Below are 22391 nucleotides of genomic sequence, written 5' to 3'. Positions count from 1 at the left end.
CGGTGCCCCCCGGCCCGGGGACGCACCGCGCCGCGGCGGCCGGGGGCGCCACGAGCGGGCCGGGCTCGGCGGGGCGGTTCCCGGGCGGGCCGGGCCCGGCGGGGCGGTCCCTGGGCCTGGCGGGGTGGCCCCCGGGCGCGCCCGGCGTGCCGGTGCTCCCCGCGCTGCGGCTCCGGCGCGGGGGAGCGGACCAGGTGGGGCTCGGCGTCCGCGGGCGCGCGGCCAACCTCGCCGGCCGGGTGCGGGTGCGCACGGGTGCCCGGACCGCTCTCGCGGGCGCCGACGTGATGCTGGTCGACGACGTCCTGACGACGGGGGCGACGCTGGCCGCCTGCCGGGCCGCGCTGGAGCGGGAGGGCGCCCGCCCGCGCGGCGCCGTGGTGCTCGCCGTCACCCCTCCGCCCGGCGCGCCGCCGTCCTGGTTGGAACCAGCGACCGCGCCGGGCTAGCGTGGTGCCCCAGAGCAGCCGGGCGGCACGGACGTCACCCGGTTCCCGGGTCTCGGCGGGCGCGCCCGCACGAGGAGGTGGTGCCCGCATCCCGCCCCACGAGGGCGTTCGAGAGCACGCTGCCGGGCGGGGACGACCCCGCCCCCCGGACCTCCAGGAGGTATCCCATGGAGATCGTCGTCGCAGGCCGTCACACCGACGTCCCCGAGCGGTTCCGTCAGCACGTGACGGACAAGCTCGCCAAGCTCGAGCAGCTCGCGCCCCGTGCGCAGCGCATCGACGTCGAGGTGACCCACGAGTCCAACCCCCGGCAGGCCGCGGCCGCCGAGCGGGTCGAGCTCACCGTGGTCGGCAAGGGACCGGTGATCCGGGCCGAGGCGTGCGCGGACGACCGCTACGGGGCGTTCGACCTGGCGATCGACAAGCTGACGGAGCGGCTGCGCCGGGCGCGCGACCGGCGCAAGAACCACCGCGGCCGCTCGCAGCCGCCGTCCGGCGCCGTGCCGGTCCCCGCCGAGCCCGAGCCCGAGCCGCAGGACCTCGCGCCCGAGCCGTCCGAGGACGGCGTGGTCGAGACCACCCTCGGGGACTCGCCGGTGGTGATCCGCGAGAAGGTGCACCTGGCCCAGCCGATGACCATCGACGACGCGCTGTACGAGATGGAGCTCGTCGGGCACGACTTCTTCCTGTTCGTGGACGCGGAGACGGCGCAGCCCTCGGTCGCGTACCGGCGCCGCGGCTGGAGCTACGGCGTGATCAAGCTCGACGCCGCGGTCACCACGGTGGGCAGCGGCACCGCGCCCGCCGGGGCGGTCGCCCAGCGCTGAGGCGGAACGCGGGGACGGCGACCGTCCGGACCGGCACGGCAGCGCCCGCCGGCACGGAGCCGGCGGGCGCTGCCGTCCCCGCCGCGCTCCCGTTCCCGCGACGCCGCAGCCCCCCCGCACGGGCGGTGTCGGTGGCGGGCGGCAGGATGGGCGGATGAGCTCGACGACCGCCCCCGCCCCGCCCCGCGGGACGGCGCACCGGCCCGGCGGCACGCTGTCGCTCTCGCAGGCCCGCCGCGTCGCCCTCCGCGCCCAGGGCCTCGACCGTCCCCGCGCGCCGCGCACCGGCCCGGCGACCATGCGCCACCTCCAGCAGGTCGTGGACCGGGTGGGCCTGCTCCAGATCGACTCGGTCAACGTGCTGGCCCGGGCCCACCTCATGCCCACGTTCTCGCGGGTGGGCCCCTACGACGCGGCGCTGCTCGACCGCGCGTCGGGGCGCGCGCCGCGGCGGCTCGTGGAGACCTGGGCGCACGAGGCGTCGTACGTGCCGCCGGAGACGTACGCCCTGCTCGGCTGGCGGCGCCGGCGGTACCTGGACTACGCGTGGGGCTCGATCCGGGAGGTGCCCCTGCGGTACTCGCCCCTGGTGGCCGACGTGCTGGCGATGATCGAGGCGGACGGCCCGCTGACTGCCTCCGAGGTCCACGCGCACGTCGAGGCGGACCACCCGCGCACGCGCACGGACTGGGGGTGGAACTGGACGGCCGCGAAGCGGGTGCTCGAGTTCCTGTTCTTCACCGGGGAGGTGGCGTCCGCGCGGCGGAACGCCCAGTTCGAGCGCTGCTACGACCTGACGTCGCGCGTGCTGCCCCCCGAGGTGCTGGCCGCCCCGGAGCCGGACGAGGCCGCGGCCGTGCGCGAGCTGCTCGCGATCGCCGCCCGCGCGCACGGGGTCGCCTCGGCGCGGTGCCTGCTCGACTACTTCCGCATCAAGGGGCCGCGGGCGCGCCGGGCGCTCGACGAGCTCGTCGAGGACGGCACGCTCGCCCCCGTCCGGGTGTCCGGCTGGGAGCGTCCCGTGTACCTGCACGCGGACGCCGACCTGCCGCGGCGCGCCACCGGGCGCGCGCTGCTCAGCCCGTTCGACCCGCTGGTGTTCGAGCGCCGCCGCCTGGAGGAGCTCTTCGGCCTGCGCTACCGCATCGAGATCTACGTGCCCGAGGCGCAGCGGGTGCACGGGTACTACGTGCTGCCGTTCCTGCGGGGCGAGCGGCTCGCGGCCCTCGTCGACCTCAAGGCCGACCGGGCGGCCGGGGTGCTGCGCGTCCACGCCGCGCACGAGCCGCCGGCGCCGGCGCCGGGCCCGGGGACGGCCGACGGCGCCCGGGACGACGCCGGCGAGGTCGCGGCCGACCTCGCGGACGAGCTGCGGCTGCTGGCCGGCTGGCTGGGTCTCGACGACGTGGTCGTCGGCGGCAAGGACGGGGCGCCCCGCGGGTCGCTCGCGGGCGTGCTCGCCGCCGCGCTCGCGGCCGCCTGACGTCGCCGTCCACGCCGGGGCGCGCGGTTTGCTGCCGGTCGGCGTCGCTCACCTACGATGGACGGGGCCCGGCTGTGCGGTCGGGACGCCAGGACGCCCCGCGCAACCGCGCCGGGGGCGCAGCGAGTCGGGAGTGCACGTGCCTGCGATCCTCGAGAAGGTCCTCCGCCTGGGCGAGGGGCGGATCCTCAAGAAGCTGTCGGGCGTCGCCCAGCAGGTCAACGCCCTGGAGGACAGCTTCACGGCGCTGTCGGACGCGGAGCTGCGTGAGGAGACCGACCGCTTCAAGGCCCGGCTCGCCGACGGCGAGACGCTCGACGACGTGCTCGCCGAGGCGTTCGCGGCGGTGCGCGAGGCCGCGCGCCGCACGCTCGGTCAGCGCCACTTCGACGTCCAGCTCATGGGCGGGGCCGCGCTGCACCTGGGCAACATCGCCGAGATGAAGACCGGTGAGGGCAAGACGCTGGTCGCCACCGCGCCGGCCTACCTCAACGCGCTGACCGGCAAGGGCGTGCACGTCGTCACGGTCAACGACTACCTGGCGAGCTACCAGGCCGACCTCATGGGCCGGGTCTACCGGTTCCTCGGCCTGACGACGGGCGTCATCCTCCAGGGGCAGACCCCGGCCGAGCGGCGCGTGCAGTACGCCGCCGACATCACGTACGGCACCAACAACGAGTTCGGCTTCGACTTCCTGCGCGACAACATGGCGTGGAGCACCGACGAGCTCGTGCAGCGCGGCCACCACTTCGCGATCGTCGACGAGGTGGACTCGATCCTCATCGACGAGGCCCGCACCCCGCTCATCATCTCCGGCCCCGCGTCGGGCGACGCGAACCGCTGGTACGCGGAGTTCGCGAAGGTCGTGCGCCGGCTGCAGCCCGAGCGCGACTACGAGGTCGACGAGAAGAAGCGCACCATCGGCGTGCTGGAGCCCGGGATCGAGCGCGTCGAGGACTACCTCGGCATCGACAACCTGTACGAGTCGCTCAACACCCCGCTCATCGGGTTCCTCAACAACGCCATCAAGGCCAAGGAGCTCTTCAAGCGGGACAAGGACTACATCGTCGACAAGGGCGAGGTGCTCATCGTCGACGAGCACACCGGCCGCGTCCTGCCGGGCCGCCGCTACAACGAGGGCATGCACCAGGCCATCGAGGCCAAGGAGGGCGTCGCCATCAAGGCGGAGAACCAGACGCTCGCCACCATCACGCTCCAGAACTACTTCCGCCTGTACGACAAGCTCGCCGGCATGACCGGTACCGCCGAGACCGAGGCGGCCGAGTTCCAGGGCACGTACAAGCTGGGCGTCGTGCCCATCCCGACGAACCGCCCGATGCAGCGCATCGACCAGGCCGACCTCGTCTACAAGGCCGAGGAGGGCAAGTTCGACGCGGTCGTCGCCGACATCGTCGAGCGGCACGCCAACGGCCAGCCTGTCCTCGTCGGCACCACCAGCGTCGAGAAGTCCGAGCTGCTGTCCCGCAAGCTGCGCAAGGCCGGGGTCCCGCACGAGGTCCTCAACGCCAAGCAGCACGCGCGCGAGGCGTCGATCGTCGCGCAGGCCGGCCGCAAGGGCGCCGTCACGGTCGCGACCAACATGGCCGGCCGTGGCACCGACATCATGCTCGGCGGCAACGCCGAGTTCATGGCGGTCGCCGACCTGGCCGCCCGCGGGCTCGACCCGAAGGAGAGCCCGGAGGAGTACGAGGCCGCGTGGCCCGAGGCGCTGGAGAAGGCCAAGGCGGCCGTGGCGGCGGAGCACGACGAGGTCGTCGAGCTCGGTGGCCTGTACGTGCTCGGCACGGAGCGCCACGAGTCGCGGCGCATCGACAACCAGCTCCGCGGGCGCTCCGGCCGCCAGGGCGACCCGGGCGAGTCCCGGTTCTACCTGTCGCTGCAGGACGACCTCATGCGGCTGTTCAACTCCGGGCTCGCCGAGTCGATGATGACCCGCGCCGGCTTCCCGGACGACCTGCCGCTCGAGTCGAAGATCGTGACGCGGGGCATCCGGTCGGCGCAGTCGCAGGTCGAGGCCCGCAACTTCGAGATCCGCAAGAACGTGCTGAAGTACGACGACGTCCTGTCGCGGCAGCGCGAGGTCATCTACGAGCAGCGCCGCCGCGTGCTCGAGGGCGAGGACCTGCAGGACCAGGTGCAGCACTTCCTCGAGGACGTCGTGGACGACTACGTCGCCGCGGCGACGGGGGAGGGCCACCCGGAGGACTGGGACCTGGAGCAGCTCTGGGCGTCGCTCAAGGCGGTCTACCCGGTCTCGATCGAGGTCGACGAGGTCGTCGAGCAGGCCGGCGGGCTCGGTCGCGTGACGCCGGAGCTGCTGCGCACCGAGCTGCTGTCGGACGCCCGGATCGCCTACCAGGAGCGCGAGCAGAGCCTCGGCGAGGCGAACATGCGCCAGCTCGAGCGCCGCGTCGTGCTGTCCGTGCTGGACCGCAAGTGGCGTGAGCACCTCTACGAGATGGACTACCTCAAGGAGGGCATCGGCCTGCGGGCGATGGCGCAGCGCGACCCGCTCATCGAGTACCAGCGCGAGGGCTTCCAGCTGTTCCAGGCGATGACCGGGTCCATCAAGGACGAGGCCGTCGGGTTCCTGTTCAACCTCGAGGTCAAGGTCGCCGAGCCGGCGCAGCCCGCCGCCGTCGGGGCCCCCGCCGGGGACGCCCCGGCCGCCGCGGAGGGCGCGGGCGACGGCTCGGAGCCCGTGCTGGTCGCGAAGGGGATCGACGGCCCGGAGCAGCGTGTGCCGCTGCAGTACTCGGCCCCGAGCGTCGACGGCGACAGCGGCGCGCAGGTGACGCGCAGCGGCCGCCGCGCAGCCGGTCCCGCCGCGGGCGCACCCGCCGCGCCGGCCCCGGCGGCGTCCGGGCGCCCTGACGGGGCGGACGACGCGGGCGGCAACCGCGAGGCACGTCGCAAGGCCGCCAAGCAGCAGCGCCGCCGGGGCTGAACCGGGCGTCGCGGACGGAGGGCGGCCGGGACCACCGGCCGCCCTCCGTCGTCAGCCCACCACCAGGGCCGCGGCCCGCCACCGCCCGGTCGCCCGGGTGAGCCGGATCGCGACGGCCCGCACGCGGCCCGCGTGGGCGACGACCACGGACGCCTCGAGCGCGTCCTGACCGACCGCCACCGCGCGGACCCGCCGCACCGACGGCCGGCGCACCGGGGTCCCGGCGTGCCCCGCCAGGTCGGACGGCGCCGCCACCGGGTCCAGCACGCGGCTGCGCGGAGCGGTGAGGACGGCGCGGCGGGCGAGCGTGTCGTAGACCTCCGGGGTGACCCAGCGGGCGAGCTGGGCGAGCGGCCGCGTGCCCGCGAGCACCTCCACGGCGGCGAGCGCGACCATGCAGCACGCCTGCCGTGGGTCCAGGGTGGCCGCGGCCCCGCCGGGGGAGCCCGGGGGCAGCGCCGGCACCGGCACCGGATCGGTCGGGGCGTCGTCGGGGACGGCGTGGCTGTACGCGGCGACGCCGCCCGCGCCGAGGCGCTGCACGACCGGCTGGTGAGCGGCGGCCCCGCCGGTCCCCCCTGCGGGCCGGCGGGGAGGGCGGTGCCGGGCCGGCAGCGGGGCCGTCGTCCTGCCGGCCGGTCCCGCCGTGGCGCGCGCGTCCGGCGCCGGGGTGCCCCGGCCGACGCCCCCGGACGGGAGGGCGCGCGGGGCGGACGCGGTGGTGGGCGCGCTCGTGTCCGCCGACGTCGTCGTCGGCGGGGCCGGCACGAGCCGCACCTCCACCGCGGTGCTCATGGGTGCACCGCCGGCGGCCGTCCCGCGGTGGCGCGCGGGAGCGCGGACCCGTCCAGGGGGCCGGTCGTGGGGCGCTGGCTGCTCGTCATGTGTCCTCCGTCGGGGCTCTGGGGCGCAAGGGGACGCCAGGTCTACCCGGCACCCCGGCGCCCCCACCAATCCGGCCGCGCAGCCTGGGGACGACGGCGTCGTCTCGACCACACTCGCCCCGGTTCGTCCCGGATGTGCACCGTGCACGGCGCGCGGGCGGGCACACTGGTGCCGTGCGCCTCTACCTGCCTGCGACCCTCGACGAGCTCGATGCCCTGCTGGGTGCCGGCACCCCTCTCGCCGCCCCCCGGCGTGCCCACGCGGTCACGCCGGCGCTGGCCGCGCTGCTGCCCGACGAGGACGAGGAGGGCGTGGAGTTCGCCGCCCAGCTCATGGCGGCGGACGACGCGCTCGTGCTGCTGGCCGCGCGCCCCGAGGCGACCGGGCTGCGCCTGGTCGTGACGGTGGAGGTGCCGGACGACGCCGTCCGCGAGGCGGCGCCCGGGGACGAGGACGCGGGCGACGAGGCCGCGAGCCTGGTCTCGCTGACGTCACCCGTGGCGCTGGACGACGTGGTGTGCGCGCACGTGGACGAGCCCGCGGCCCGCGACGAGGTGGCCCGTGCGCTCGACGGCGACGACGCGGCGCTCGACGCCCTGGCCGAGCGCGACCTGCTCTGGTACGACGTCACCGAGCTCGACCGCATCCCGCGCTGACCGCGCGCCGACCCCGCGCCGACCGCGCGCCGACCGCGCGCCGACCCCGCGTCGACCGCACGCCGATCCCGCGCCCGGCCCGGCCGTCCGACCGACCCCGGCACCGCCGGAGGGACCCCTCAGCGCTCGAGCAGCGGGTCCAGCACCTGCAGCGCCGCGCCGTGCAGCCGGCCGTTGGACACCAGGGCGGAGCCTCCGAACGGCCCGTCGACGCCCTGCAGCGAGGTGAACCGGCCACCGGCCTCGGTGACGATCGGCACGAGCGCCGCCATGTCGTGCAGCGACAGCTCGGGCTCCGCCGACAGGTCCACCGCGCCCTCGGCGACCAGGACGTGCGACCAGAAGTCCCCGTAGGCGCGGGTGCGCCACACCTGGCGGGTGAGCGACAGCATGTGCTCGAGCCGGCCCTGCTCCTCCCAGCCGCTCAGGCTGGAGTAGGAGAACGACGCGTCCTGCAGCCGGCCGACCTCGGAGACCTGGAGCCGGCTCGCCGCGGCGAGCGACCGCCCGGACCACGCGCCGGAGCCCTGCGCCGCCCACCACCGGCGTCCGAGTGCCGGTGCGCTGACCAGCCCGACCACCACGTCGTCGCCGTCGAGCAGCGCGATGAGGGTGGCCCACACGGGCACGCCGCGCACGAAGTTCTTCGTCCCGTCGATCGGGTCGACGACCCAGCGCCGCGGTCCGTGCCCGGTGTCGGGCATCTCCTCGCCGTGCACCGCGTCGCGCGGGCGGGTCCGGGAGAGCTGCGTCCGCACGAGCTCCTCGGCCGACCGGTCGGCGTCGGAGACGGGCGTGAGGTCCGGCTTGGTCTCGACCCGGAGGTCCTGCGCCTTGAAGCGCGACATCGTGAGCCCGTCCACCTGGTCGGCGATCACGTGGGCGAGGCGCAGGTCGTCGTCGTACCGGGTCATGCGCCCAACCTATCGGGAACCCGCCGGTCAGCCCGCCGGGTCGGGCGCGCCGGTCCGGCTGACCAGCAGCCGGCGGAACGAGTCCACGCGCGCGGCGCGGCCCTCCCGCACGTCCTCGTCCGGGGCCGCGGCCACCCACTCGTCGAGCGCGCAGTCGGGTGCGTCCGCCGCGTGGGTGCAGCCGCGGGGGCAGTCCTGGGCGACCTCCGCGAGGTCTGCGAACGCGCCGAGCAGGTGGTCCGGGTCGACGTGCGCGAGGCCGAAGGACCGCACGCCGGGCGTGTCGATGACCCACGTGCCGGCGGGCCCCGGGACGCGGAGCGCGACCGCGGACGTCGACGTGTGCCGCCCGCGGCCGGTGACGTCGTTGACGACGCCCGTGGCCCGCAGCGCGTCGGGGACGAGGGCGTTGACGAGGGTCGACTTGCCGACGCCGGAGTGCCCGACGAGCACGGACGTGCGACCGGCCAGCGCCTCCTGCACCGCGTCGAGGCCCTCGATCGCGTCGCCGTCGCGCCGGGTGACCACCACCCGCACGCCGATCGGCTCGTAGAGCGCGCGCAGCGTCGCCGGGTCCGCGAGGTCCGCCTTGGTGAGCGCCAGCAGGACCTCCATCCCGGCGTCGTAGGCGGCGACCACGCAGCGGTCGATCATCCGGGTGCGCGGCTCGGGGTCGGCGAGGGCGGTGACGACGACGAGCTGGTCGGCGTTCGCGACGATGACGCGCTCGACGGGGTCGGTGTCGTCCGCCGTGCGGCGCAGCACCGTCGACCGGTCGGCGATCCGCACGATGCGCGCGAGCGAGCCCGCCGCGCCGGACGTGTCGCCGACGAGGTCGACGCGGTCGCCGGGGACGACGCGCTCCCGGCCCAGCTCCCGGGCCTTCATCGCGGTCGCGACCCGCTCGCCGGGGCCGTCGGCGTCGACGAGCACGGTGTAGCGGCCCCGGTCGACGCCGGTGACGAGCGCCCGCTCGGCGTCCGCGTGCTCCGGCCGGGTCTTCGTCCGCGGGCGGGAGCCGCGCCGGCTCGGACGGACCCGCACGTCCGACTCGTCGAGTGCCCGGCGTGCCACGGTCAGCGGCCCGCGGGGCGGGCGGTGCCGCGGGTCCGGGCGCGGCCGGCGGTCACGCCAGCATCCCGTCCCACAGCCCGACGAAGTCGGGGATCGTCTTGGCGGTCGTCGCCACGTCCTGCACCAGCACGCCGGGGACGGCCAGCCCGAGCAGGGCCCCGAACGTCGCCATGCGGTGGTCGGCGTACGTCCGCACGGTGCCGCCGTGCAGGGGCCGCGGCGTGATGACGAGGCCGTCGGCGGTCTGCTCGGCCTGCCCGCCGAGCCGGGTGATCTCGGCGGAGAGCGCCGCGAGCCGGTCGGTCTCGTGGCCGCGCAGGTGCGCGATGCCGCGCAGGCGCGTGGGGGAGTCCGCCAGGGCGGCGAGGGCAGCGATCGTCGGCGCGAGCTCGCCCGCGGCGTGCAGGTCGAGGTCGAGCCCGCGGACCGTACCGGTGCCGGTGACGGCCAGCACGTCGCCGTCCAGGCGCGTCGTCGCCCCCATCCGCTCGAGGATGCCCGGCAGCAGGCCTCCCGGCTGGGTGGTCGACGCCGGCCAGCCCGGGACGCGCACGGTCCCGCCGGCGACCAGCGCCGCGCACAGGAACGGCGCCGCGTTGGACAGGTCGGGCTCCACGCGGACGTCGCGCGCGGCGACCGGGCCGGGCTCGACGCGCCAGATCGCGGGCCGGGAGTCGTCCACCACCACGCCGGCGGCCCGCAGCACCGCCACCGTCATCTCGATGTGCGGGAGGCTCGGCAGCGTCGGGCCGGTGTGCCGGACGGTCAGCCCCTGGTCGAACCGGGCCGCCGCGAGCAGCAGCCCGGACACGAACTGGGACGAGCCGGACGCGTCGACGTCCACGCTGCCGCCCCGCACCCGTCCGGCGCCGTCGACGGTGAACGGCAGGTGCCCGGGCTCGCCCTGCTCGCCGACCCGGACCCCGAGGGCGCGCAGGGCCGTGAGCACCGGGCCCATGGGGCGGACCCGGGCCCCCTCGTCGCCGTCGAACCGCACGGGTCCGTCCGCGAGAGCGGCCACGGCGGGCAGGAACCGCATGACGGTCCCGGCGAGCCCGCACCGCACGTCGGCCGGGCCCCGGAACCGCCCGGGCGTCACGAGCCAGTCCCCGGGCGACGCGGGGTCGTCCTCCACGGTGGTGCCGAGGTCGCGCAGCGCCTGCGCCATGAGCAGCGTGTCCCGCGACCGGAGCGGGGCGCGCAGGCGCCCCGGCCCGTCGGCCAGGGCCGCGAGCACGAGGTACCGGTTGGTGAGCGACTTCGACCCGGGCACCTCGACGGTCGCGTCGAGGGGGTGCGCCGCGGTGGGGGCGGGCCAGTCGGCGGCGGCGCCGACCCCGGCGGGGACGTCGTCGCGGGTGGCGTGGGTCATGCGAGCAGGCTAGCGGGACGGGTCGCGACGACGCCGGGCCCGTCCACGCGGCGGCGCGGGCCCGCGACGGTGCGCGGGCGCACGGTCAGCGCACGGCCTCCGTGACCGTCCGGCGCGCGGCCCTGCCCGCCGCCGCGACGCCCGACGCGGCGCCCGCCGCCGACGCGGCCGCCGCGCGGGTGGCGCGCGCGTGCTCGACGCGCCACCGCACGGACGGGCGCCCCGCGGTGTCGGCGGCGGCGATGAGGGCGCCGCCGGTCAGCGACAGCCCCCGCAGGAACCGGGCCTTGCGGGCCTTCTTCTGCTCGGCGTCGAGGTGGGCGCGCTCCTTGCGGGAGGGCGGGGCGTCGGCGGCCGCGAGCGGGAGCGTGAGGGCGGCGAGCGCCAGCGCGGCGGCGCGCGGCGCGCGTCCGGTGGCGAGCAGCAGCGCCGCCAGCGCGGTGGCGCCGCCGTGGGCCCGCACTAGCGTCGTGAGCTGCGCGTCGGAGGGGTGCCGGTACGCGTCCAGGGCACCGCCGAGGGCGCCGCGGGGCACCGAGGCGTTCAGCCGCTCGACGGCGTCCCGGGCCACGGGGACGTGCGCGGACGGCCGGCGCAGGGCGTCGACCCCCTCGCTGAGGAACCACGACGCGAAGAGCGGTCGGGCGATGCGGCGCAGCAGCATGACGTCCTCCTCCGGCGGTCCGCGACGCACGGACACCTGGCGTCCAACGTAGTGTCCGGCGATGCGCGGCGCGCCCGGGAATGCCCGCGGCGGGCGGTCGTGTTGTGCAGGCCATGAGCTGTACGACCCTGGAACGCCCTGCGCCCGCCTCCGCGGTGGCGACGCTGCCGGCGACCGCGCCGGTGCCGGTCGCCGCGTCGGCGCCCGCACGGTCCGGCGTGCCCCGCGCGCGCGGACTAGGCTCGGCGGTGATGAGCGAGGACACCACACGCGCCCCCGAGTCCGAGGACGACGCGGCGCGCAGCGAGCGGTTCGAGGCCGAGGCGCTGGTCTACCTGGACCAGCTCTACGGCGCCGCCCTGCGCATGACGCGCAACCCGTCGGACGCCGAGGACCTGGTCCAGGAGACGTTCGCGAAGGCGTTCGCCGCGTTCCACCAGTACCGGCCGGGCACGAACCTCAAGGCCTGGCTGTACCGGATCCTGACGAACACCTTCATCAACACGTACCGCAAGAAGCAGCGCGAGCCGCAGCAGTCCCAGGCCGACGAGATCGAGGACTGGCAGATCGCTCGCGCGGAGTCGCACACCTCGACCGGGCTGCGCTCGGCCGAGGCGGAGGCGCTGGACCACCTGCCGGACTCCGACGTGAAGGACGCGCTCGCGCGGCTCCCGGAGGACTTCAGGATCGCGGTGTACCTCGCGGACGTCGAGGGCTTCGCCTACAAGGAGATCGCCGAGATCATGGGCACCCCGATCGGGACGGTGATGTCCCGGCTGCACCGCGGGCGGGGCCAGCTGCGCGACATGCTGGCCGACTACGCCCGCGACCGGGGGCTCGTGGCCGCGGCGCCGGCGCCCGACGGCACCGGCACGGGAACGGGGAGGGCACGATGACGGGCTGGGACGCGGCGGCGGGGGCGCCGGCCGAGGGGTCGTCCGGGGGCTGCGGTCCGGAGTGCGAGCAGGCGCTCGGCCGGCTGTTCGCCTACGTGGACCGCGAGCTCGAGCCGGTCGACGCCGCCCAGGTGCGCGCGCACGTCGAGGAGTGCCGGCCGTGCCTGGACGAGATGGCGGTCGAGACCATGCTCAAGGAGCTGGTGCGGCGCTGCTGCCAGGAGCAGGCCCCGGCGGACCTGAGGGTGAAGATCCACGCCCGCCTCACCGAGCTGCGGATCACGCGGACCGTCTGAGGCGCCGCCGCCGAGCGGGACGGACGACGAAGGGCCCGGTGCGTGAGCACCGGGCCCTTCGTGCGCCTCGCGCCTCAGGCGTTGGGGCGCTTGCCGTGGTTCGCGGAGCTCCCGGCGCGGGAACGGCGCTTGCGGCCACGCTTGCTCATCGATCTCTCCCTGGTCTGGCGTGCCGGCCGGACGAGGTGTGCCTCGACGGCCCAGTGACCCCCCATCGTCCCACACCCGGCGGCTGCCGCCGCACGCGGACCGGGGCCGGCCGCACGCGGGTGTTCAAGCCCCGGGGGGTTCCGGCCGATGACAGGGGGGTGACCGAGCAGCCGCAGTCCGTCGTCCCCCTCCTGCACGCCCTGGCCCAGGCCGGCGGCTCCGACCTGCACGTGAAGGTCGGGTCCGAGCCGCGGGTGCGCGTCGACGGCCGGCTGCGCCGCCTCCAGGCGCGCGCGCTGACGCCGCGGGACACCGCGAACATGCTCGACGAGGTGCTCCCGCCGGAGCTCGCGGAGGAGTTCGCGCACTCGCACGAGGCCGACTTCGCGTTCTCGCTGTCGGGCGTCGGCCGGTTCCGCGTCAACGCCTACCAGGCGCGCGGCACCTACGGCCTGGTGTTCCGCCTGGTCGCGATGGGGGCGCAGTCCATGTCGGAGCTCGGGCTCCCGGACGTGGTGGGGGAGCTGGCGCTGGAGCCGCGCGGGCTCGTGCTGGTCACGGGGCCCACCGGCTCGGGCAAGACCACGACGCTCGCGTCGATGATCGACCTCATCAACACCGTGCGCGAGGCCAACATCGTCACGATCGAGGACCCGATCGAGGTGCTGCACCAGGACAAGCGCGGCATCGTCTCGCAGCGGGAGATCCGGCAGGACACGGCGGACTTCACGGTCGCGCTGCGGGCGGCGATGCGCCAGGACCCCGACGTGATCTTCGTCGGCGAGATGCGCGACGTGGAGACGGTGCGGGCGGCGCTGTCGGCGGCGGAGACCGGGCACCTGGTGCTGTCGACGCTGCACACCATCGACGCCGCGGAGTCCGTGAACCGGATCGTCGACTTCTTCCCGCCGCACGAGCAGCAGCAGGTGAGGGTGGCGCTGGCGCAGGCGCTGCGCGGCATCGTCTCGCAGCGCCTGGTGCGCAGGGCGGACGGCCACGGCCGGGTCGCGGTGATCGAGGTGCTGGTCAACACCGGCCGGACCGCCGAGGCGATCGTGGACCCGGGCAGCACCGAGCCGCTGCTGGACCTGATCCGGCAGGGCGACTACTACAAGATGCAGACATTCGACCAGCACCTGGCGCAGCTCGTCGCGGACGGGTCCGTGTCGTACGACGAGGCCGTCGCGGTGGCGACCAACCCGCAGGACCTGACCGTCGAGCTGCGGGCGAGCGGCGTGATCGCCTGACCCCTTGCGGCGCCCGGGGCGGCGTCCTACGGTGGCAGAACGCGATATATCTCGAACCGAGGAGCCTGCCGTGGCCACCGAGTCCTGGGTCGTCATCGGCCCCCAGACCGTCGACGTGGAGGACGTGCGGTCCCTGCGCGTCCAGGTGAACGGGGGGCGGGTCGACGTCGTGGCGCACGACGACCCCGACGCGACGGGTGCCCGCATCCAGGTGCACCGCGTGGACGGCATGCCGCTGGAGGTCACCTACGCCGACGGCGCGCTCTGGGCCGGGGTGCGGTCCGTCACCGGGCTCGACGGGCTGATCGACAAGCTGCGCGGGCCGCACCAGCGCGACCGGGTCGAGGTGCACGTGGCGGTCCCGCGCGGCGCGGCCGTCTCGCTGGCGTCGGTGAACGCCGACCTGCTGCTCGCCGGCGTGCAGCAGGACGCCTCGGTGTCCACGGTCGGCGGCGCGGTCGTGGTCGACGGCACGCGCGGCGCCCTGTCGCTCAAGAGCGTCTCCTCGGACGTCGTCGTGCGCGACCACGCGGGCGACCTGTCCGCCGGCACGGTGTCCGGCGCGGTGACCGCCTCGGGCGCGCTGTCGCGCGTCACCGTCACGACGGTGTCCGGCGAGGTCACGCTCGACTGCCTCGCGGCGAGCTCGGTGGTGCAGGCGCGCACCGTCTCGGGCGACGTGGCCGTGCGGCTGCCCGCGGGGCACGGCGTCGGCGTCGAGGCGCGCAGCGTGTCGGGCCGGGTGGTGGTCGACGGCGTCGAGCACGGCGAGCGCCGTCCGGGGCGCACGAGCGTGGACCTGCGCGACCCCCAGGCGACGTGCTTCGTGACCACGCAGACCGTGTCCGGCCACCTCACCGTCCTGCACGGCGCGCCGCTCGCGGAGCCCGTGGTGCCGCCGGCGGGGCCCGGGGCGGGCGGTCCCGTCCCGGGAGCCTGATGGCGGTCTTCGCGCACGGGCAGCTCCGGCTCTACCTGCTCTCGCTGCTGGAGGACGGCCCGCGCCACGGGTACGAGCTCATCACGGCGCTGTCCGACCGGTTCGGCGGCCTGTACCGGCCGAGTGCGGGCACGGTGTACCCGCGGCTGGCGCGGCTGCAGGAGGACGGGCTGGTCGCGCGGACGCAGGAGGGACGCACGGCCACGTACGCGCTCACGGACCGGGGGCGGCAGGAGCTGCGCGACCGGCGGGCCGACCTGGTCGCCCTCGAGCACGACGTGGCCCGGTCGGTGCGGGAGCTCGCGGCGCAGGTGCGGACCGACGTGGTCGGGTCGATGGCGGGGCTGCGCGCGGAGCTCGCGGCGGCGGCCCAGCAGGCCCGGGCCGGGGCCCCGGTCGGGTCGGACGGTGCGCCCGGGACGCCGGGGGCACCCGGGACGGACGCGCGGGACGACGCCGGGCGGCACGGCGCGCCGGGCGAGCCGGACCGCGCCGCGCGGCGGGAGCAGCGGGCCGCGCACCGGCGCCGGGTGCGTGCCGAGGCGGACCTCGCCGCGTTCCGGACCCAGGTCCGCGCCGCCCTGCGGGAGGCCGAGCAGCGCGGCGGCATCACGCCGCTGACCGCCGAGACGGTCCGGACCGTCCTGGCGAGCGCCCGGGCGGCGATCGAGGCGACGCTGCCCCGGTGACGCCGGGCTAGACCACGTCCTCCGGGAGCCCGAGCCAGGCGTTCCAGTGCGAGTGCAGCACGAGCCACGCCATGAGGCCGTACCCGGCCTGGCCCGGCAGGGCGCCGTCGCCGGCGGCGAGGTCCGCGAGCCACTGCTCGTGCCCGGCGAGCGGCGTGAACGTGTCGACGTAGGGCACGCGGCGCCGGGTCGTGACGTCCGCGAACGCGGCGGACAGGTCCGCGAGCGTGGTCGCGTCGACCCCCGCGCCGGGCGGCGGCCCGACGACGAACGCCGGCATGCGCCGCTGCTCCGCGGCGTCGAGGACGTTGGCGAGGTTGAGCCGGCTGCGGGCGAGGGAGAGTCCGGCGAGCGCGTCGGCCCGGCCGAGCGCGACGACCAGCCGGGTCTCGACCTCCGGGGAGGTGCGCCGGGCGACCTCCTCCTCCCACCGGGCGGACAGGCCGGTGGTCGTCTCCCCGGGCACCGCCAGGGTGAGCACCGTCGGGGGCAGCGGGGCGGCCGTGCGGGCGGCGACGCGGCCGACCCAGCCCAGCGCGCGGGGGTCGCCCGCCCCGGCGGCCAGCTCGTCCCCGACCACCACCAGGCGCAGCGCCTGCTCGCCCACGTCCGTCCCCGTCCTGTCGGTGCCGCGCGGCGGTGGCCGCGCACGTGCGGGGTCCAGTGTCGCAGCCGTGCGGTCCGGGAGCCGGTGCGACGCGCGCACGGCGGGGTGGCCGCGCGGTCCCCGTGCCGGGACCGCGCGGCGCTCAGCGCAGGCGGCTGCCCTCGGTCCAGTCGTGCCGCGACGGGGGCGGGGGCCGGTGCCCGAGCCCGTCACGGCGGACCGTGTCGACGAGGCGCGCCGTGAGCCAGACGAGGAGGGTCAGCAGGCCGAGGAGGAGGATCGTGATCGCCATGGCAGGAATCCTGCCGACATCGATCTCCCGCCACGAGTGGCAGGAGGGTCGTATCTCGTCGAGATCCCGCCAGACGTGGCATCCTGGCCGCATGTTGCGACGCGTGGCCGCCATCGCGGTCCCCGGGGTGGCCGCCTTCGAGCTCGGGCTCGTGTGCGAGGTCTTCGGCATCGACCGCTCCGACACGGGCGGTCCGCGGTTCGACTTCACCGTGTGCACCCCCGAGCCGGGTCCCCTGCCGATGAAGCAGGGCCTGCGGCTCGACGTGCCGGCCGGGCTGGAGGCCACGGCCGACGCCGACCTCGTGATCGCGCTGCCGTACGGGGCCCCGTACGAGCTGCCCGCGCCGGTGCTGCAGGCGCTGCGGGACGCGCACGAGCGCGGGGCCTGGGTGATGAGCATCTGCTCGGGGACGTTCGCGCTCGGGGAGGCCGGCCTGCTGGACGGTCGGCGCTGCACCACGCACTGGATGTACGCCGACGACCTGGCGCACCGGTTCCCCGCCGCGGACGTCGACCCGGCGGTGCTCTACGTGGAGGACCGGGGCGTCATCAGCAGCGCCGGCACCGCGGCCGGCATCGACGCCTGCCTCCACCTCGTGCGGCGGGAGCTGGGGGCGCGCGACGCCGCCGCCATCGCGCGGCGCATGGTGGTGCCGCCGCACCGCGACGGCGGCCAGGCGCAGTACGTCGAGACGCCGCTGCCGTGCGACGCGGACACCCTGGCGCCGCTGCTGGCGTGGCTCGTCGAGCACCTGGACGAGGAGCTCACCGTCCCGGACCTCGCCGCGCGGGCGCTGATGTCCGAGCGCACCTTCGCGCGGCGGTTCCGCGCCGAGACCGGGACCACGCCCGCCGCCTGGATCACCCGGCAGCGGCTCGTGCGGGCCCAGGAGATGCTGGAGCGCACGGCGGCCGGGGTCGAGGACGTCGCCCGGGCGAGCGGGTTCGGCAGCGCGGCGATCCTGCGGCACCACTTCGCGCGCGTCCTCGGCACGAGCCCCCAGGCCTACCGCCGGCAGTTCGCGTGCACGGACGACGCGGAGCGCGCGGCGGCGGCAGCCGTGGCATGAGCTCGCACGACTTCACCCGCCGGATGCATACAAAACGGACATAGGGACGCCTAGCGTGGCTCGGAGCCGGGGGAGGCCCGGCGTCCCCGTGCCCGGAGGCGACATGCAGGTCAGGCTTCTCCCGCTCGTCGACGTCACCGCCGAGGAGGGGAGGGCCTGGCAGGACCTGGCCTCGGACGCCGTGGCCCCCAACATGTGCCTCGACCCGCGCCAGCTCCTGGCCGCCCGGCACCTCGGGGAGCGCGTCGCCGACCTGCGGCTGCTCGTCGTGACCGAGGGCGCACGCTGGCTCGCCGTGCTGGCGCTGACCACGAAGCGGGTGATCCCGCGCCTGCCCGTCCAGGCGCTCACCACGGGCGGGGACTACATGACCCTCGAGTCCGACCGCCACCACCCGCTGGTGCGCCGCGGGCGGGCCGTCGAGGCGCTCGACGCCCTGCTGCGGGGCGCCCCGACCGTGGGCCTGCCCGGGCTCGCGCTCCTGCGCCGGTTCCCCCTCGAGGGCCCGCTCGCCGACGCGCTCGCCGAGGTGGTGCGGCGCCGGCGGCTGCCCGTCGTCGAGCGCTCCCGGGAGACCGGGGCGTGGGCGCCGCGCGAGGCGTTCACGGTGCTCGACGTCCCCGACCCGGTGGACGGCGTCATCGTCGACCCGCCGCTGTCGACCGCGCACCTGCGCCCCGGGGACGCCCAGAAGCTCCGCCGCGTGGTGCGCGGCATCACACGGGAGACCGGCGAGCCGATCGCGCTGCACCTCGAGGCCGCCCGGCCCGACGCGGACGACCGGTTCGTCGAGCTGCAGTCCGCCGGGTGGAAGGGCGACACGGACCGCGGAGGGGCGGCCGTCGGGCTGGACCCGCGCCGCGAGCACTGGTTCCGCGACGCCGCCCGGGCGTTCCGGGAGGACGGCGACCTCGCGGTGCTGCGCCTCGCCGCCGGACCGCACACGCTGTGGACCGGGTACCTCGCGCGCTCGGGCGGCGGCTGGTTCGGGATGCTCGACGCGTACGACGAGCGGTTCCGGAAGTTCAGCCCGGGGTCCGTCGGCCGGGTCGTCGCCATGACGTACCTGCTGGGCGCGACGGACGCCCCGTTCGTCGACCCGGGCTTCGGGTCGCACTACGCCGTCGGCGCCCGCCTGTGGCCCGCGCCGCGCACCCAGGTGGACCTGCTGCTGCCCGCCGGGGGGTTCGCCGCGCACGCGCTCGTGCGGGCGGTGCCGCTGGCCCGGCGCGTCGGCCTGGCCGGGTGAGACGCCGCCGCCCCCGCGCCGGTCCCGGAGGGGGACGGCGCGGGGGCGGCGCGGGTACCGGGAGGCTCAGCGCTCGAAGGCCGCCCGCAGCAGGTCCGCCTGCTCCGCCTGGTGCACCTTCGCGGAGCCCGCCGCGGTGGACGCCGACGCCGGGCGGGAGACCGCCCGCACCGGGGCGCCGACCACCTGCGGCAGCGCCATCGACATGAAGCTCCACGGCCCCTGGTTGCGCGGCTCGTCCTGCACCCACACCAGCTCGGCGCCGTCGAACGGCGCGAGCGCGGCGCGCAGGCCCTCGTGGTCGAGCGGGTAGAGCTGCTCGAACCGGAGCACCGCCGTGCGCTCGTCGCCGAGCTTCTCGCGCTGCGCCACGAGGTCCCAGTAGACCTTGCCGGAGCAGAGCAGCACGCGGTCGACCCGCGCCGCGTCCCTCGCCGCCACGTCGTCGCCGATGACCGGCCGGAACGTGCCCGACGTGAAGTCCTCGACCGCCGACGCCCCGGCCTTGAGCCGCAGCATCGACTTCGGCGTGAACACCACGAGCGGGCGGCGCGGGCGGGTGTACGCCTGGTGCCGCAGCAGGTGGAAGTACGACGCGGGCGTCGTGGGCTGCGCCACCGTCATGTTGCCCTCGGCGCACAGCTGCAGGAACCGCTCGATGCGGGCCGACGAGTGGTCCGGGCCCTGCCCCTCGTAGCCGTGGGGGAGCAGCAGCACGACGGACGAGTGCTGCCCCCACTTCTGCTCGGCGGAGGAGATGAACTCGTCGATGACCGTCTGCGCGCCGTTGACGAAGTCGCCGAACTGCGCCTCCCACAGCACCAGGGCGTCGGGACGCTCGACGGAGTAGCCGTACTCGAACCCGAGCGCGGCGTACTCCGACAGCGAGGAGTCGTACACCCAGAACTTCGCCTGGTCGGCGGACAGGTACAGCAGCGGGGTCCACTCGGCGCCGGTCTCCCGGTCGTGCAGGACGGCGTGCCGCTGCACGAACGTCCCGCGGCGGGAGTCCTGCCCCGCGAGGCGCACCGGCGTGCCCTCGATGAGCAGCGACCCGAACGCGAGGATCTCGCCGAAGCCCCAGTCGATGCCGCCCTCGCGCGACATCTGCTCGCGCCGGGCCAGCAGCTGCGCGAGCTTCGGGTGCACCGTGAAGCCCTCGGGCGCCCGGACGTGCGCGGCACCGATCCGCTCCAGCACCTTGGCCGGGACGGCCGTCTGCCAGCCGATGATGACGCCCGCGTCCTCGCGCTGGGACTCGGGACGCTCCAGGCCGGCCACCGGCTCGGCGTCCGGCGACGGCGGCGTCCAGCCCTCCTCGCGGGTCTCCGCGAACACCCGCTCGAGCTGCGCCTGGTAGTCGCGCAGCACGTGCTCGGCCTCCTCCAGCGTGATGTCCCCGCGGGACACCAGCGCCTCGGTGTAGAGCTTGCGCACCGAGCGCTTGGCCTCGATGAGGTTGTACATGAGGGGCTGGGTCATCGAGGGGTCGTCGCCCTCGTTGTGGCCGCGCCGGCGGTAGCAGACCATGTCGATGATGACGTCGCGGTCGAACTGCTCGCGGTACTCGAACGCGAGCTCGGCGACCCGGACGCACGCCTCGGGGTCGTCGCCGTTGACGTGGAAGATCGGCACCTGCAGGCCCTTGGCCACGTCGGTGGCGTACTGCGAGGAGCGCGACGACGACGGGCCGGTGGTGAAGCCGACCTGGTTGTTGATGACGACGTGCACCGTGCCGCCGGTGCGGTAGCCGCGCAGCTGCGCCAGGTTGAGGGTCTCGAAGACCACGCCCTGGCCCGCGAACGCCGCGTCCCCGTGGATGAGGATCGGCAGCACGGAGAACCCGTCGCCGCCCAGGTCGATCCGGTCCTGCTTGGCGCGGACGATGCCCTCGAGCACGGGGTCCACGGCCTCCAGGTGCGACGGGTTCGCCGCGAGGTACACCCGCGTCGAGGCGCCGGACTCCGACTGGAACACGCCCTCGGTCCCGAGGTGGTACTTCACGTCGCCCGAGCCCTGCACGGACTTCGGGTCCTGGTTGCCCTCGAACTCGCTGAAGATCTGCCCGTAGGACTTGCCGGCGATGTTCGCGAGCACGTTGAGCCGGCCGCGGTGCGCCATGCCGATGGCGACCTCGTCCAGGCCGCCCTCGGCCGCGCGGGACAGGATCGCGTCGAGCAGCGGGATGACGGACTCGCCGCCCTCCAGGGAGAACCGCTTCTGCCCGACGTACTTGGTCTGCAGGAACGTCTCGAACGCCTCGGCCGCGTTCAGGCGGCGCAGGATGCGCAGCTGGTCCTCGCGCGGGGTCGGGGCGTAGCCGGCCTCCAGCCGCTCCTGCAGCCAGCGGCGCTGGCGGGGGTCCTGCAGGTGCATGTACTCGAAGCCGGTGGTGCGGCAGTACGAGTCGCGCAGCAGGCCGAGCACCTGGCGCAGCGTGGCGCGCGGCCGGCCCGTGAAGCCGCCGGTCGGGAACGTGCGGTCCAGGTCCCACAGCGACAGGCCGTGCGTCTGCACGTCCAGGTCGGGGTGCTTGCGCAGCCGGTACGCGAGCGGGTCGGTGTCGGCCATGAGGTGGCCGCGCGACCGGTAGGCGTGGATGAGCTCGGCGATGCGGGCCGGCTTGATCGCCTCGGCGTCCGGGTCGGCTGCCTCCTTGACCCAGCGGATCGGCTCGTAGGGCACCCGCAGCGACGCGAACACCCGGTCGTAGAACCCGTCCTCGCCGAGCAGCTTGCGGTGCAGGATGCGCAGGAAGTCGCCGGACTGCGCGCCCTGGATGATGCGGTGGTCGTAGGTGGACGTCACCGTCAGCACCTTCGACACGCCCATCTTGTTGAGCTGCTCGTCGGACGTGCCCTGGAACTCCGCCGGGTAGTCCATCGCCCCGACGCCGATGATCGTGCCCTGCCCCTGCATGAGGCGCGGCACCGAGTGCACCGTGCCGATGGTGCCGGGGTTGGTCAGCGAGATCGTCGTGCCGGCGAAGTCGTCCACGCCGAGCTTCCCGCCGCGGGCGCGCCGCACGACGTCCTCGTACGCCGTCCAGAACTGGGCGAAGTCGAGCGCCTCCGCCTTCTTGATGCTCGGCACGAGCAGCTGGCGGGTGCCGTCCGGCTTCGCCAGGTCGATCGCGAGGCCGAGGTTCACGTGCGCCGGCGTCATGACGCCGGGCTTGCCGTCGACCAGCGTGTACGCGCTGTTCATCGCCGGCATCTCGCCGAGCGCCTCGACCAGCGCGAAGCCGATGAGGTGCGTGAACGAGACCTTGCCGCCGCGGCCGCGCGCCAGGTGGTTGTTGATGACGATGCGGTTGTCGACGAGCAGCTTGGCCGGGATGGCGCGGACCGACGTCGCGGTCGGCACTTCGAGGCTGGCCTCCATGTTGGTGACGACGCGCGCGCTGGGGCCGCGCAGGCGCTGCACCTCGTCCGCGGCCTCCGGCGGCTCGAGCTCCGCCTCGCGCGCCGCCTTCGCGGCGGGCGCGTAGGGGGCGGTCGCGGGCTGCGCGGTCGCCACCGGGGACGTCGTCGGCACCGGCTCGGGGTCGCGCGGCGTCGGCGCCGGGCCCGCGGGGGCGGAGGCCGCCGGGGCGGGGGCCGGCGGGACCGCGGTGCCGTCACCGGTGTGCGCCGGGCGCGTGGCGCCGGCCTCGGCCACG

At 75.9% G+C, this 22391-nt stretch carries 21 protein-coding genes; 12 read left to right on the top strand and 9 right to left on the bottom strand.

Annotated elements, in window-relative coordinates:
* From AAHH18_RS17110 to secA, 4 genes are all read left to right on the top strand, one after another.
* Positions 1–449, top strand: a 449-nt coding sequence (locus tag AAHH18_RS17110; protein WP_459349164.1) for a ComF family protein, incomplete at its 5' end; no start/stop codon positions are given.
* Positions 450–616: 167 nt separating this feature from the next.
* Entirely contained in the window at positions 617–1276 is a 660-nt protein-coding gene (gene hpf, locus AAHH18_RS17105; protein WP_283319795.1) for a ribosome hibernation-promoting factor, HPF/YfiA family, read from the top strand.
* A 154-nt stretch (positions 1277–1430) separates the two neighbouring features.
* The gene (locus AAHH18_RS17100; RefSeq protein ID WP_343302432.1) at positions 1431–2759 is read left to right on the top strand and encodes a winged helix-turn-helix domain-containing protein; all 1329 of its coding nucleotides are present in this window, start codon (positions 1431–1433) and stop codon (positions 2757–2759) included.
* Between the two features lie 139 nt (positions 2760–2898).
* Positions 2899–5727 carry a preprotein translocase subunit SecA gene (secA, locus tag AAHH18_RS17095; protein WP_343302431.1) on the top strand — a complete coding sequence of 943 codons (2829 nt, stop codon included), beginning with the start codon at positions 2899–2901 and terminating at the stop codon, positions 5725–5727.
* Positions 5728–5778: 51 nt separating this feature from the next.
* Here secA and AAHH18_RS17090 read toward each other — a convergent pair whose 3' ends face one another.
* Complete coding sequence (locus tag AAHH18_RS17090) at positions 5779–6522, bottom strand: Rv3235 family protein (RefSeq protein ID WP_343302430.1); 744 nt, start codon at positions 6520–6522, stop codon at positions 5779–5781.
* Positions 6523–6785: 263 nt separating this feature from the next.
* On the opposite strand from AAHH18_RS17090, the gene AAHH18_RS17085 reads away from it, so the two are divergent.
* Positions 6786–7268, top strand: a complete 483-nt coding sequence (locus AAHH18_RS17085) for a DUF6912 family protein (protein ID WP_283319799.1) — start codon at positions 6786–6788, stop codon at positions 7266–7268.
* 119 nt (positions 7269–7387) lie between these two features.
* On the opposite strand, the gene hisN is transcribed toward AAHH18_RS17085, so the two are convergent.
* From hisN to AAHH18_RS17065, 4 genes are all read right to left on the bottom strand, one after another.
* Positions 7388–8182, bottom strand: a complete 795-nt coding sequence (gene hisN / locus AAHH18_RS17080; RefSeq protein ID WP_343302429.1) for a histidinol-phosphatase — start codon at positions 8180–8182, stop codon at positions 7388–7390.
* Positions 8183–8209: 27 nt separating this feature from the next.
* Positions 8210–9256 (bottom strand): ribosome small subunit-dependent GTPase A, encoded by a 1047-nt coding sequence (gene rsgA / locus AAHH18_RS17075; protein ID WP_343302428.1) that lies wholly within the window; start codon positions 9254–9256, stop codon positions 8210–8212.
* 52 nt (positions 9257–9308) lie between these two features.
* A complete protein-coding gene (gene aroA / locus AAHH18_RS17070) occupies positions 9309–10628 on the bottom strand; it encodes a 3-phosphoshikimate 1-carboxyvinyltransferase (RefSeq protein WP_283319802.1) in 1320 nt (439 codons plus the stop codon).
* Between the two features lie 85 nt (positions 10629–10713).
* The gene (locus AAHH18_RS17065; protein ID WP_283319803.1) at positions 10714–11328 is read right to left on the bottom strand and encodes a DoxX family protein; all 615 of its coding nucleotides are present in this window, start codon (positions 11326–11328) and stop codon (positions 10714–10716) included.
* Between the two features lie 77 nt (positions 11329–11405).
* Between AAHH18_RS17065 and AAHH18_RS17060 the strand changes: the two genes are divergently transcribed.
* Both AAHH18_RS17060 and rsrA read left to right on the top strand, forming a co-directional pair.
* A complete protein-coding gene (locus AAHH18_RS17060; RefSeq protein WP_283319804.1) occupies positions 11406–12188 on the top strand; it encodes a sigma-70 family RNA polymerase sigma factor in 783 nt (260 codons plus the stop codon).
* Entirely contained in the window at positions 12185–12484 is a 300-nt protein-coding gene (gene rsrA, locus AAHH18_RS17055) for a mycothiol system anti-sigma-R factor (RefSeq protein WP_283319805.1), read from the top strand. The genes AAHH18_RS17060 and rsrA overlap by 4 nt, the downstream gene beginning before the upstream one ends.
* A gap of 74 nt (positions 12485–12558) precedes the next feature.
* Here rsrA and AAHH18_RS18315 read toward each other — a convergent pair whose 3' ends face one another.
* Positions 12559–12633 (bottom strand): 50S ribosomal protein bL37, encoded by a 75-nt coding sequence (locus tag AAHH18_RS18315; protein ID WP_123371254.1) that lies wholly within the window; start codon positions 12631–12633, stop codon positions 12559–12561.
* Positions 12634–12792: 159 nt separating this feature from the next.
* On the opposite strand from AAHH18_RS18315, the gene AAHH18_RS17050 reads away from it, so the two are divergent.
* From AAHH18_RS17050 to AAHH18_RS17040, 3 genes are all read left to right on the top strand, one after another.
* The gene (locus AAHH18_RS17050) at positions 12793–13881 is read left to right on the top strand and encodes a type IV pilus twitching motility protein PilT (protein ID WP_283319806.1); all 1089 of its coding nucleotides are present in this window, start codon (positions 12793–12795) and stop codon (positions 13879–13881) included.
* Positions 13882–13951: 70 nt separating this feature from the next.
* On the top strand, positions 13952–14821 hold the full coding sequence (locus AAHH18_RS17045) for a DUF4097 family beta strand repeat-containing protein (RefSeq protein ID WP_343302427.1): 870 nt from the start codon (positions 13952–13954) through the stop codon (positions 14819–14821).
* Positions 14821–15510, top strand: a complete 690-nt coding sequence (locus tag AAHH18_RS17040) for a PadR family transcriptional regulator (RefSeq protein WP_343302426.1) — start codon at positions 14821–14823, stop codon at positions 15508–15510. The genes AAHH18_RS17045 and AAHH18_RS17040 overlap by 1 nt, the downstream gene beginning before the upstream one ends.
* A 7-nt stretch (positions 15511–15517) precedes the next feature.
* Here AAHH18_RS17040 and AAHH18_RS17035 read toward each other — a convergent pair whose 3' ends face one another.
* On the bottom strand, positions 15518–16117 hold the full coding sequence (locus AAHH18_RS17035; RefSeq protein WP_283319808.1) for a GDSL-type esterase/lipase family protein: 600 nt from the start codon (positions 16115–16117) through the stop codon (positions 15518–15520).
* Between the two features lie 142 nt (positions 16118–16259).
* On the bottom strand, positions 16260–16409 hold the full coding sequence (locus AAHH18_RS17030; protein WP_343302425.1) for a hypothetical protein: 150 nt from the start codon (positions 16407–16409) through the stop codon (positions 16260–16262).
* Positions 16410–16500: 91 nt separating this feature from the next.
* Between AAHH18_RS17030 and AAHH18_RS17025 the strand changes: the two genes are divergently transcribed.
* Together AAHH18_RS17025 and AAHH18_RS17020 are read left to right on the top strand one after the other, a co-directional pair.
* Positions 16501–17481, top strand: a complete 981-nt coding sequence (locus AAHH18_RS17025) for a helix-turn-helix domain-containing protein (RefSeq protein ID WP_343302424.1) — start codon at positions 16501–16503, stop codon at positions 17479–17481.
* Between the two features lie 103 nt (positions 17482–17584).
* Complete coding sequence (locus tag AAHH18_RS17020) at positions 17585–18730, top strand: GNAT family N-acetyltransferase (protein WP_343302423.1); 1146 nt, start codon at positions 17585–17587, stop codon at positions 18728–18730.
* 66 nt (positions 18731–18796) lie between these two features.
* Here the strand turns inward: AAHH18_RS17020 and AAHH18_RS17015 are convergent, their stop codons facing one another.
* Positions 18797–22390 (bottom strand): multifunctional oxoglutarate decarboxylase/oxoglutarate dehydrogenase thiamine pyrophosphate-binding subunit/dihydrolipoyllysine-residue succinyltransferase subunit, encoded by a 3594-nt coding sequence (locus tag AAHH18_RS17015; RefSeq protein WP_459349163.1) that lies wholly within the window; start codon positions 22388–22390, stop codon positions 18797–18799.
* Between the last annotated feature and the right edge of the window lies 1 nt (position 22391).

Source organism: Cellulomonas olei (assembly GCF_039548315.1).
Lineage (GTDB): Bacteria > Actinomycetota > Actinomycetes > Actinomycetales > Cellulomonadaceae > Cellulomonas.
Note: the sequence above shows the minus strand (reverse complement) of the source record. Positions and strands in the feature narration are given on the sequence as shown.